General features: G+C 66.0%; 5 protein-coding genes and 1 pseudogene. 4 read left to right on the top strand and 2 right to left on the bottom strand.

Going from position 1 to position 12,306, the window contains the following annotated elements; genetic code table 11:
* Positions 1-11: 11 nt before the first annotated feature.
* Positions 12-5,921 (bottom strand): DUF3320 domain-containing protein, encoded by a 5,910-nt coding sequence (locus ASF27_RS20945; RefSeq protein ID WP_056363255.1) that lies wholly within the window; start codon positions 5,919-5,921, stop codon positions 12-14.
* A gap of 197 nt (positions 5,922-6,118) precedes the next feature.
* Here ASF27_RS20945 and ASF27_RS20950 point away from each other — a divergent pair, with 197 nt between their 5' ends.
* The 3 genes from ASF27_RS20950 to ASF27_RS20960 are packed head-to-tail and all read left to right on the top strand — an operon-like array spanning position 6,119 to position 8,798.
* Positions 6,119-6,664 (top strand): TadE/TadG family type IV pilus assembly protein, encoded by a 546-nt coding sequence (locus tag ASF27_RS20950; protein WP_056174289.1) that lies wholly within the window; start codon positions 6,119-6,121, stop codon positions 6,662-6,664.
* On the top strand, positions 6,664-7,380 hold the full coding sequence (locus ASF27_RS20955) for a TadE/TadG family type IV pilus assembly protein (protein WP_056363258.1): 717 nt from the start codon (positions 6,664-6,666) through the stop codon (positions 7,378-7,380). The genes ASF27_RS20950 and ASF27_RS20955 overlap by 1 nt, the downstream gene beginning before the upstream one ends.
* Positions 7,362-8,798 carry a pilus assembly protein TadG-related protein gene (locus tag ASF27_RS20960; RefSeq protein ID WP_056174285.1) on the top strand — a complete coding sequence of 479 codons (1,437 nt, stop codon included), beginning with the start codon at positions 7,362-7,364 and terminating at the stop codon, positions 8,796-8,798. Before ASF27_RS20955 ends, ASF27_RS20960 begins: the two co-directional genes overlap by 19 nt.
* 520 nt (positions 8,799-9,318) lie before the next feature.
* On the opposite strand, the pseudogene ASF27_RS20965 reads toward ASF27_RS20960, so the two are convergent.
* Positions 9,319-10,746: pseudogene (locus ASF27_RS20965) on the bottom strand (IS1182 family transposase); the annotation flags it as partial.
* A gap of 348 nt (positions 10,747-11,094) precedes the next feature.
* On the opposite strand from ASF27_RS20965, the gene ASF27_RS21930 reads away from it, so the two are divergent.
* Positions 11,095-12,079 (top strand): IS630 family transposase gene (locus tag ASF27_RS21930; RefSeq protein WP_156467602.1). Its coding sequence is split into 2 segments (ribosomal slippage): positions 11,095-11,465 and positions 11,464-12,079, totalling 987 coding nucleotides; the frame shifts between segments, so codons are not numbered across the junction.
* Positions 12,080-12,306: the final 227 nt, after the last annotated feature.

A 12,306-nucleotide genomic window follows, 5' to 3' on the forward strand; every position in this document is an offset into this window, starting at 1 on the left:
TCCGACCGGCCTCAGTCGGGCGTAGGGCGTTCGATGAACGCGATGGCCCGCTCGAAGCGGGCGCGCGTCGTGGCCTCGACCCGGGAGATGCCGAGGCTGCGCGCCATGAGGCGGACTCGGTCGGTGTCCGGGGTCCCGACGGGCACGGCTTCGGCGAGGGCGACGAGCTCGGGCATCGGCGTCTCGGAATGGCCGCGCACGGCCGGATCGGCCGAACGATGGGGCCGGCTCCGGCTTGGCGCCTCGCCCGGCGGCCACAGCAGGGCGCGGCCCTCGTCGTCCGTGCGGGCGATGGCTCGGTCGATGCCATCGAGGATTGCGTCGCGGACGGGCGGGCTGACGCGGGCGATCCCATGGGCGCGACTGACGCGGCGCACGAGGACATCCTCGTAGATCGGTGCTTCGACGGCGAGGACGTGCGCGATCGCCGCTGCCAGGACCGGCCGGTAGGCAAGTTCGTAGAATCGGGCCGGTTCGATGGGCACGCCGATAGCGGCCGGATCGGCGAGGCGATAGCTCACTTGGGTCGATGGCGCCGGGTCGGGCGAAGTCGCGCGGTCGGCATAGAGCCGCGCCGGTGGAGCATCGTCGGATTCGGGCAGCGAGGCATCGGCGGAGCCACCGGTCGGCGCCTCGGCCGGCGAAGGACTCGAGGGTTCGGAAACCGTGGGCACGGGCGGTTCGGCGGCCGCCGAAACCTCGGCGGCCTGCCGGCAGTCGGCACTGAGATCGTCCGTCAGGCGTGCGTGGAGCTTTTCGAGGGCGCCGCCCGCATCCATCCACCAATCCGTGCTCCAGACCCGGCGGATGCGCCAGCCGAGGTCGACGAGCACCTGTTCGCGCAGACGGTCTCGGTCGCGGGCCGTGGCCGAGCGGTGATAGGTGGCGCCGTCGCACTCGATGCCGGCGAGATAGCGGCCCGGCGCGTCGGGGTGGACGACGCCGAGGTCGATCCGGAAGCCCGAGACTCCGATCTGGGTGTGGACGGTCCAGCCCCTGGCCGCCAGCGCCGCCATCACGGCGGCCTCGAAGGGCGATTCCACGTCGCCGCCGGTCGGGGCGAACGCCTCGGCGAGCGCCCTTGGGCCCCGCTCGGCGAACTCGAGGAAATGCTTGAAGTCGCGCACCCCGCGCGCACCGCTGCGGCCGAGATCGATCTGCTCGGGACGAAGGGATGCGAAGACCACGAGTTCGCGGCGCGCCCGGGTGATCGCGACGTTGAGGCGCCGGTGCCCGCCCTCCCGGTTGAGGGAGGAAACGGTACTGCCGACCCGGCCGGTCGCATCGGGTCCCACGGCCAAGGAGAACAGGATCGCGTCGCGCTCGTCGCCCTGCACATTCTCGAGGTTCTTCACGAAGACCGGCTCGTGCCAGTGGTCACGGTCGAAGTACGGTTCGAGGTCGGGGTGCGCCCGGCGCTGCTCGTCCAGCAGGTTCTCGATGAGGCGCTGCTGCTCGCCGTTGAAGGTGACGATGCCGAGCGACCGGCGCTCGACGGCGAAGGCCGGCTCGCGCAAGCGCCGGACGATCTCGGCGACGACGGCCCGCGCCTCGGGCCGGTTCACGCGAGCTCCGCCGCGCTCGTAGAGGCCATCCGGCACCAGGGTGAGGCGAACCGCACGATCGTCGGTGACGGGCGATGGGAAGGTGACGAGCCGCCCGCTGTAATAGCGGGCGTTGGAGAACGCGATGAGGCTCTCGTGACGGCTGCGGTAGTGCCAGTCGAGGTTACGCCGCGGGATGTTGGCGGCGAGGCACTCGTCGAGGATCGATTCCTGGTCGGCGACGTCGGACCCGTCCTCGATGGTGTCGACGCCCCGGTCGCCGACGTTGGTCGGCGGCAATTGCTCGGGATCGCCGACGATCACCGCCTGCCGGCCGCGCGCGATGGCCCCGATGGCGTCCCAGGGTGCGATCTGCGAGGCCTCGTCGAAGATCACCACGTCGAACGGCGTCGAATCCGGGGGCCAGTACTGGGCGATGGAGAGCGGGCTCATCATCACGCAGGGAGTCAGCCGGGTCAGCGCCCTGGGCATCTTCGCGAACAGCTTGCGCAGGGGCATGTGCTGCGCCTTCTTCGTCAGCTCGCGCGAGAGGGTGCCCCATTCGGGATCCGCGCCGAAGGCGGTGGGGGCCGGGACGCCGTCGGCGAGCCGGGCGCGGACCACGCGCTTGGCGAGATCGGCCACCCGGATGTCGGCGGCGCGGAAGCGTGCGATGGCATCCTCGTGGCGCTCGGGTAGGAAACGGGCGAGGACGGGATCATGGGAGACCACCCGGTCGATCCACCAGCGCGCGTAGGCGGCCTCGAACGCAGGCTCGGCCGCGTCGGGCGTGAGCCGGCCGGTTTCCAGTCCATCGACGAGCGGGGCGAGGCCGGCGGCACGGGCGGTCGCGGAGGCGGCCTGCCACGCGCACCACGCCTGCGCTCGGCCGAGCCCACCGGCCCAATTCGAGATCCGCCTCAGGGTGGCGTCGATCCAGTCCGGCCCCGGCTCGATGGGCTCCTGGGGGTCGTTGCGGCCGGCGAGGCGTGCCAGTGCGGCTCCGGTCCGCGTGACGGCAGCCCGGTCGCGGCCGAACGCCCGGTAGGCCCGGGCGATGCCGCCCCCCTCGGCAAGCCCCCGCCCCTCGCCCCGAACGAACCGCACAAGGTGGTCGCGCAGGGCATCGCGCCCGGCGGTCTGTGGTCCGAGAGTCTGCGGACCGAGAACCGCCACGAGCTTCTCGATCTTCTCCGCCCAATCGAGGGGCGCCTGAAACGCGTCCGCGTTGGTCTCGGGCCGGTTCCAGGGAGGCTCGAGGCTGGCGAGCGGAGCGTCCTCCGGGCACCCGGCCCGGAGATGGCGGGCGACGGCGATGAGCCCGGCGAGGTCGGCGCCGAGATCGGTCGGCATCGGACCATCCACGTACGGCTTCACCCGCGCCTCGACGCGCCTGAGCCGGCCGCCGCGCATGAGGAAGTTGGCGCCCTCTGCCGCTACCCAATCGTCGAGGAGCGCCGGCAGGTCTGCGTCGAGGAGGCCCGTGCGGTAGTGGGCCGTGAGCCGCGCCAGCCCCGCGTCCCGTGCGGCTTGGAACCGTGCGCGCGCGGCGACGGCCCGGCGCAGGTCGCCCGTGGCATCGGCCAGGAAGGCGACGCCGCACGCCGCCTCCGGGCGAACGAGATAAGCGCCGAGGACGACGAGACCCCGCGTTCCGGCTACCGTAGACAGCAGCTCCGACAGGCCGAGGTCTCGCGCGAAGGTTTGGCCACTGGCCCGTAGGGCGGTCAGGGCATCCGTATGCGCTGTGATCGCCGCCGCGGTGGCATCCCGCCAGGCCGGCGACCAGTCCTTAGCCGCGAGGCCCAGCAGGGGATGGCCGACGGGCGAACCGAGGGCGGCCAAGACGGGCCGCAGGTCGCGGCAGGCGGTCCGAAGCTGCGCGAGGGTGGTGGCGTCGTGAGCACGGTGCTCGGGCCACGCAAGGGTGACGGGCGGGGCGGTGCTTCCCATGGAGACGACCCGGCCGAAGGCCTCGTAGGCGCTCATTCCGTTCTCGCGCCGACGATGTAGCGCAGTGACGAGGCGGTTGAGTTCGGTACGCAGGATGCCGAGTTCGCCCGTGGCGGCGCCCCACTCGGCCCGGGACGGCGCCGCGCGCTCGTGCCAGGCCTTCCGCAACTGCGCGAGCACGCTGGATTTCTGCGCCTTGGTCGAATGAACTTCGAGGCAGTGATCGCCGAGCCCGATCTCCTGCAGACGGCGGCGCACCACCTCCAGGGCGGCGGTCTTCTGCGAGACGAACAACACCGTGCGCCCCTGTGCCAGACAATGGGCGATCATGTTGCCGATGGTCTGGCTTTTGCCGGTGCCGGGCGGGCCGAACAGCACGAAATCCTTGCCCTGGCCCGCCGCGATCACGGCGGACAGCTGCGAGGAATCCGCCGAGAGCGGCGCGAACACCGTCTCGGGCGGGTGCTCGGCGTCGAGGCGACCCGGCTCTGGGAACGGTGTACCGTCGCCATAGGCGTGCTTCGGTGTCTCGAGGAGGTGGCGCACGACTGGGTTGCGTTTGAGGAGGTCGGCTCGGTCGACGAGATCCTTCCACATCAGGAATTTGGTGAACGAGAAGGTCGACAGGACGACGTCCGGCACGACCTCCCAGCCCTTGAGGTCACGGACGTGGCCGCGCACGGTTCGGATGATCGCGGCGACATCGATGCCGGCGCCGTCGCGCGGCAGGTCGTCCTCAAGTTCGGGCAGCGACAGACGGAAATCCTGGCGCAGCAATTCGATCAGCGTTGGATTGATGCGAATCTCGTCGTCATGCAGTGTGAGGCGGAACCCTGCCCGCGCGCTCGACCGCTGGAGGGCGACGGGGATGAGAAGCAGGGGCGCGCGGTGAGCCGCCTCGCCGGGTTTGCGCGTCCAGGACAGGAAGCCCGCGGCGAGGAACAGAATATTGGCCCCGCCTTCCTCGAAGCCGTTGCGGGCAAGGCGATAGAGATCGAGGAGACGCCGATCGAGTTCGTCCGCCGTTAACGTCGTGTGGACATCGTCGCCGGCGAGGGCCGTGGCAACCTCTTGGCGCTGGGCGTCGTCCGACCGAAACCTCGGCGCTGCATTCGTGCTTTGACCCTCGGGGGCCTCGGGCGCGGGCATGAACCGAAGGGCGTGCCCGGCGGCGAGGCGATCTTCCAGTGTGTCCGCATCCGGGCATGCGAGGGTGACGGAAGCCTTGCCGGGTCTGAAGTTCAGGAGCTTGTTGCGCAGGGTGAGGTCGAGGAGCCGGCGCTTCCAGAGTTCGAGGCGGTCGACGGGCCCGGCGGGCGTAGGTTCGACCCGGCGGATCTCCTCGTCCCGGAACGGCGGCGGATCGGACAGCCCCCTGTCCAGGGACGCGAATTCGACGGGCGGCGGATCGATCGGCCGGGCGCCGCCGAGATCGAGGGGACGGATGCCGTGTCGGCGGCAGCGCCTGATGTCGAGAGCGACATCGAGGTCGGCGGGCGCGCCCTCCTCCGCCTGGCCAGCGCCATGCTTCACGGCCGCCTCGAACCGAGCCGGCGGCGTTCGGGTCAGCAGGGTGAGCTCCACGAGGATCATGTCCTCGAGATCCCGCCGTTTGCGCAAGGTCTGCATGTCGTCGAGGACGGCGCCCGGCAGCGCCGTATCCGTCAGCCACAGGCCCACCAGGGCGTGCCCCGTCGTCAGGACGACGAGGGGGCCGAGGCCGGCTTGTTCCAGGCACGCCGCGTAGAGGAGCGACAGGTCGAGACAGGTGCCGACCCGGCGCTCCAGAATGTCGGATGGCCCCCGAACCTTCTGCCCGGTCTGCTCGAAACTCGCCGGCGGCAGCACGTAGGCGAGGCGCCGGTCGGCCAGCGCCGCCCAGATCGACTCCGCCATTTCCCAGACCCGCGCCTTCGTGCCATCCGCGTAACCGTTCAGCGCAGGGTCGCGGCCGGCCGCCCGGAGCTTCGTCGCGGCGTCCCGTAAGATGCCGTCGACGGCCGGGTCGTTGGGACGGACGAAGGCGGCGAGGAGCTCCGGGGCGCTGGCCGCGCCGCCCCAATGGGTCGGCGGCAGTAAACGCAGGGTCCGCACGATCTCGGCCACGGCGCCGCCGGCCTCCGTCAGGCTCACGACGAGGTCGAAGTGGCTCGCCTCGGTGAAGCCGGCGAGGGCGGCCGCGTCGAGACGCATGTCGGATGTCGAAACAGTGTGGCTGGCGCCAGCCGCGACCCGGTCGATTCTCAGGATCAGGGGTCGCACAACTGGCGGCCGACTCTCGATCCGCAGCGCGATCTCGCTCAGATCCGCCGCAAGGCCGTTGCGGACGACGATCTCCCGCAGCACGGGGATCGCGTTCGCATGAGCGGCAAGGCTGACGTGCTCTACGCCCTCGCATCCGATCTCGATGAACCCGTCAGACACCGTCCGCTCCCTCCTCGGAAACGTCTTTTGGGGCTCATCCTGAGGTTGTGCAAGCGGTGCCTTACACCGTTCTCGGTGAAGGGGCGGTTTCGAAGATCACGCGGCTTCGCTGCGTTTCAAAAGCAGATTGGGCACGATGCGGGGCGGATGCCGACGGTTTTCACCAGATCTTCACATATGTAAGTCCAGAGTCTCGCATGCGGACGGTGAAGCAATATCTGTATGATGAACGTGGCGCGACGGCAGTCGAGTTCGCCATCGTATCGCTTATCGCAATTCTGGTGATCGTCTTCATCCTGAGTGCGGCCCTGGTGCTTTATCTCAACCAAGTCCTCGACTACGCGACGGCTCAGGCGAGCCGGCAGATCATAACCGGTTCTGCGCAGGCCCAATCGATGGGCAGTTCGGCATTCCGGACCAGCTTGTGCAGCTATCTCCCGAAGCCGATTCCTTGCGAGAACATCGTCATCAATCTGTATGTGGTTCCGAAGGCCGGCGGCCCAGCGGGCTATTATACCTTCGTGAAGCCGGACAAGAGCGGTTTGCTGATCCCCGATTTGTCCAGCGGTTCTGGTAATTACACCCTCGGTGTTCGGGGCGACTTTCAGTATCTTCAGGTTATCTATCCGATCACGCTCCCCACCGTCGCGGTCATCTCCTGGCTGAGCGGGGGGACGGTCTACAGGGGCGCGCCGGCCTATCTCGCCGTCTCATCGGCGGCGTTCCGCAACGAGCAATTCTGATGAGCCGCGGGCCACTCCACGCCACGCGGCGCTTCCTGGGTGACCGGCGCGCTGTCTCGGCCATCGAATTCGCACTCATCCTGCCGGTTTTCCTGGCCATCATGGCCGGCGGCATCCAGCTGATCACCTATGTGAACGCATCACGAAAGATCGACCTGATCGCGAGTTCGATCAGCCAGATGATCGCTCAGACCGCCCCACCCCAAGGGTCGACGATCGCCACCGTGAACAGCCTCGACCTGCACTTCAGCTTCGACGCGGCACTGGTCCTGTTTCCCTATCTCATGACGGATGCACCTCAGCAAAATCTGGAATGGTGGCAGGATATCTCGATCAACTTCGCCAGCATCGTCTTTACGCCGAAAATCCTGACGTGCCTGACGAATTCCGATCCGACCGTCTGCTATCAGGCCAATGTCGCCTGGACGAGCATGGGGACCGCCGGCGGGAATTATCGCCCCTGCGCGATTCCGCAGAGTCCCGCCGCCGATGCCGCAGCGCCCTCGAGGACTTCGCTTCCGCGATCCGTCTTCGGACCCGATTCCATCATCGCCGTCGACGTCGTGTTTCTATTCCGCCCGACGTTCGGCGCCACGTTCATCGCGCCCGTGCGCATTGCACGCTCCATTTATCTGCAGCCGCGCTACGCCACGCAGATCAAGTACGACATCACGAACGACGATGGGATCGCTGTGAAATGTCCTGGCTTCCTGTGAACAGGCTTCGCGGTCACGGAGCGGCCCTCGTTGCTTCGCGTCGAGGCAGTATCCCGGTTCTGTTCGGCCTCAGCCTGATCCCCATCATCGGCATGATCGGTCTTGGAGTCGATTATGGGATCGCAACCAGCAACAAGACCAAGCTCGACATGGCCGCCGACGCCGCCGCAATCGCGGCGGTCGTCACGGCCAAGGCCTACATTTCCAGCAATGCCGGCCAGACCAATGTCTCGGCCAACGCACTCGCAGCCGGCACCACCAAAGCGGTCAACGCATTCAACGCCAACATGGGCAATATCACCTTCGGTCAAGTCACACTTGCAACACCTCAGGTAAGCCGCAATGCGCAAACCCTGACCGCAGTGGTGAGCTATTCGGCCACCGTCAAGAATACCATCGGGCCGATTTTTGGGACGCCTACGACGCTGATTTCAAACACGGTGACGGCCTCGGCGGATATCGCGAGCTATCTCGATTTCTACCTGCTCCTTGATGTGTCCGGCTCGATGGGGTTGCCGACCTCGGACGAGGGAATGGAAAAGCTAGCCCTCAAAAACAACGACCTGAAGGAAGACAACTACAGGCAGGGCTGCCAATTCGCCTGCCACTTTCCTGGCCGTGTCGGATGGGATCTTGCCGCGGGCAAGATTCAGCTGCGCTCTGACGCGGTCAACGATGCCGTTTGTTCACTCATCAGGAGAGCCGCCCTACCCCTCGTTCCCAACCAGTACCGGGTCGGCCTGTATCCGTTCATCAATCAAATGGCGACGTTGGCAGGGGTTACGAGCGACCTTGCGACCCTCAGCACAACCGCTCAATGCAGTAAACCCTGGCCTCTCGCTCTGACGAACCTTCTCGACACTGGCAGCACGCAACTGTTCATTAACGGAGATCCGAGCACGGGGACTGGGAGCGGGGGAACGCATTTCGAAACGGTGTTGCCCCAAATGAAATCCACGATCGCGACATTCGGCGACGGCACGGCAGCGACCTCTCGCAAACCGTTTGTGTTCCTGATCACGGATGGAATGCAGAATGATCAGAACCACTCCCTGCTGCTTGGAATCAAGCGTTATTACCCTGGCGATCCGTCAAAATTTCTCCTGTATCCCAATGCACGTTGGGATGGATCGAAGCCGAAGCAGATCGACCCATCGAAGTGCACCGACTTGAAGAATGCCGGCGCGACCGTGTCGGTGCTCTATATTCCGTACAATATCATCAAGTTCCAGGACTTCGGAGGAGATGTCGCCAGAGAAAACAATCTAGTGAACGGATTCAGCCCTGGTCTCGCGACACCATTGCGGAGCTGCGCGTCTCCCGGATTCTTCTACACGGCGAACACCCCCGCTGACATCACGGCGTCGCTCAACGCCATGTTCGATCAAGCTCTCCAGGTCGCCCGCCTGACCCGTTGATTATTGAGCGACCGCCGTTCGATCTCGATGACGGCCTCGGTATGACGCCGACGGGCCTCCCCCGGATAGTGTGTCCCGAGGCTAACCTTTTCGCGTGACTTGCCCACGAGGCCACGCAGCCGGGCCGGTACAGCCTTCCGGACGTAGTAGACACCGCTGCCCGGATTCTTCCAGGGACGAACCATTGATAGAGGCACATGTACCAGCCGGGGCGTACGAAGCCGTTGCGTGTCAGCAACCTACCGTGATTACTGACCTTTTATCGAGACCGACGGAAAGAGTGGGTAATCCACCACATTTCTCGAAAACAGGCCGTACGCCCTCTTGCGAACGTTTCACACGCCATTACTGACTAAGTTCATATGTAAAATACCAATCAGGGCGCCGTCTTCAAGGCGGGGTGGTGCCTCAGTTCGTATGTTGTCAAGAACGTCCATTCAGGCTGGAGGCTGTGTGAGAACGCATCGGAGGTCTGGAAGGAGACCTGACAGCGCGTTCCGCAAAGAAGCCGGGCTTTCCCCCGGATGGTCGCGATGAGCGGACCGGCACCGAGGATCGCGATCACTCGCGTCATGTTGTAGGCGAGAACCTGCAGGCTCATCTCACCGCCACGTTCTTCAGCCCCCGGGTCAGGAAGCGGGTCGCTCCCATCCAGGCTTTGAGGGTGCCGAAGACGCGCTCGACCGTCTGGCGCCGGTCACGCATCGCGTTCGGGTTCTCGTCGAGCCGGCGCTGGAAGGCTTCCAGCACGTGCTCATGGTCCCAACGTGTGACGCGCCGCTGCTCGGCGGATGTACAAAGGTTTTCGATCGGGCAAGCAGGACAGGCCGACATCCAGTAGCGCCGCAGGGTCATCCCGTTCTCGACCCCCTCGAAGTGGCAGGTCAGCGTCTGGTCTGCTGGAGAGCGGTATGTGTCGTCGCTCGCCCGGTAGACGAAGTCCTGCTTGCTGAAGCGGCCCTCGGCCTTCGCACGCATGTCATCGGCTTTGGCCGCGTGACCGCGATCCCCGCTCGGTCGCAGGCCAGGATCTCCTCGCCGGAGAAGTACCGGCGATCCGCCAGGACCTGGACGGTTTCCTGGTCGATGGCGCTCTGCGCCTGGCCTGCCATGTTGGCGAGTTGGATGCGGTCGTGGCCGACATTCGTCACCTCATGGGCGACGATGAGATGATGCTTCGTGTGCACCGCGGCCTGAACGTTGTAGCCGACGAGCCCGGTGCCCTTGCCGTTCGTCGCCATGGCCCGCGCATCGGGGTCGGTCAGCGGGATCTGACGGTCCGGCGCGACCTCCAAGAACGTCTCCATCGCCTGCAGCGCGCGCAGCCAATCCCGGAGTGCGGAGAGCCGCTCCTTCAGGCCTGGGGTTCGAAGCTGCGCCGCATCGGCCTCCTGACGGTCGGTGGTATCGAGGGCCGCAAGGTTGCGCACGATGCTCGGCTCGACCTGCTCGATGGGCCTTCAGACCGCGACCGGGGTGAAGTTTCGGTCGCGCCTGTTCACGGCCTTGAACCGACTGCCGTCAACGGCCACGGTGCCTCCGGCCAGAAGGCCGACCTGCCGGCAGAACATCACGAAGTGCCGACAGGTGGCGCGAAGCGCGTCCCCGTTCTCGCGCCGGAAGTCCGCGATCGCATCGAAGTCGGGTGCAAGGCGGCCGATCAGCCACATCAGCTCGACATTGCGGCCGGCCTCCCTCTCCAAGCGCCGGCTCGACGGGATCTGGTCCAGGTACCGTACAGGTCGAGCTTCGACAGCGTCGCGGGATGATAGCCCGGTCGGCCGGTCGCGGCGGGCCTCACGCCGGCAAAGCCGAGGGCTGCGAGATCCAATTCGTCGACAAACGCATCGATGACGCGGGTCGGGTTATCGTGCGTGACGTAATCGTCCAGGCAATCAGGAAGTCGGTCAACTTTGTGACGATCTGCAGCTTCGATAAAGCGTGTTATCCCAAGTCTCCGTTGGAGAAGAAGCCTAAGACGAAGCGCATCAGATCGAATTTATATAGCTAGAAATCGCTGATCATCGTTCGATGTTTGAGCGTAAGAGGTCGAACGAGCAACGACGCAGGTTTCATTGAGCTTCCTTGCGATCTTGCAACGACCAGGATGGAGGTGGTCAAAAAAGCCTGTCCGCCGCTCTCCGAAACGGCCGGACAGCCGCAGCGTGGCGTCCGCTTTTCACACAGCCTCGTTCGGTCAACGAACCCGCTTTCGCGGGATGGGTGGCAGCTTCTAGAGCGGTGTCCGATCGGCTTGGATCGACCGGGGTTTCGAGGGCGGCGCAGATGTAATTCGATGCGCGGCTTTCCAAGGAGGAGAGCTGGATGCCCTCAGGCCCTATTAGCCGATCTGCGTGAACGCGTCGTGGTGGCGATCGAGGCAGGCGCCTCACGCCGGGAAGCCGCCAGACGGTTCAAGGTCAGCCTTGCCAGCGCCGTGCGCCGGTACGAGGCCTTCGTGCGGGAAGGACGCACATGGGCCAAGCCGATGGGCAGCGATCAGCATTCACACCTCAGCGAGGCCCAGGCCGACCTGATCCGTCAGACCGACGAGGCCAGGCCCGAACTGTTCCTGCACGAGTTGCGCGCCCAACTCGCCGAATACGGCCTGAAGGTCGGGGTCAGCCGCCTGTCCCGCTTCTTCAAGCGCCACGGCATCACGCGTAAAAAACACCAGGCACGCCGCCGAGCAGGATCGGGAGGATGTAAAGGCGGCGCGCCTGGCCTGGTTCGAGCGCCAGCCCGACCGCGATCCGGACAGGCTCGTGTTCCTGGACGAGACCGCGACCAACACGAAGATTGCGCGTCGCTACGGATGGGCGCCGCATAGCGAACGCTGCCGGGTGGTCGTGCCGTTCGGGCACTGGAAGACCATCACGGTCACGGCGGGACTGCAGGCCAGCGGCCTGACGGCGACCGCGCTCTTCGACGGCCCCATGACTGGGATCCGCTTCCGCCGCTATGTCGAGGAGACCCTGGTGCCGACCCTGAAGCAGGGTGACGCGGTCGTGCTCGACAACCTGCCCGCTCACAAGGTCAGCGGCATCCGCGAGCGCATCGAGGCGGCCGGCGCCCGCCTGCTCTACCTGCCGGCCTACTCGCCCGACTTCAATCCGATCGAACTTGCCTCTGCCAAGCTCAAGGTCCGTCTGCGAGCCCAGGGCGCCCGCACGCTTGTGGACGTCTACGACACGCTCAAACAGGCCTTCGGGCGCTTCACACCGAATGAGTGCCGCAACTACCTCGTGGCCGCAGGCTACGAAACCTTCGATCCGATCTGATCGGATGCCGCTCAAGGCGGAAGCGAAAGGGCGATTCGCATAGGCATTCCTGTACGATCATGCCGGCATGCTCGAGCCAGAGTAGCTTGGGCGGTTGCACCCCTTCACGCGGGGTGGCCTTCGACCGGCCTTCCTGGGGTTCGGATCGACCCGCGCAGATGGTGCGTATCCTGACCAGTAACCGGACGTCCGCGCTCGGTATTGGTGGCGATCGCGAGTTAGGAAGC

This window comes from Methylobacterium sp. Leaf102, assembly GCF_001422425.1.
In the GTDB taxonomy this organism is placed as follows: Bacteria; Pseudomonadota; Alphaproteobacteria; order Rhizobiales; family Beijerinckiaceae; genus Methylobacterium.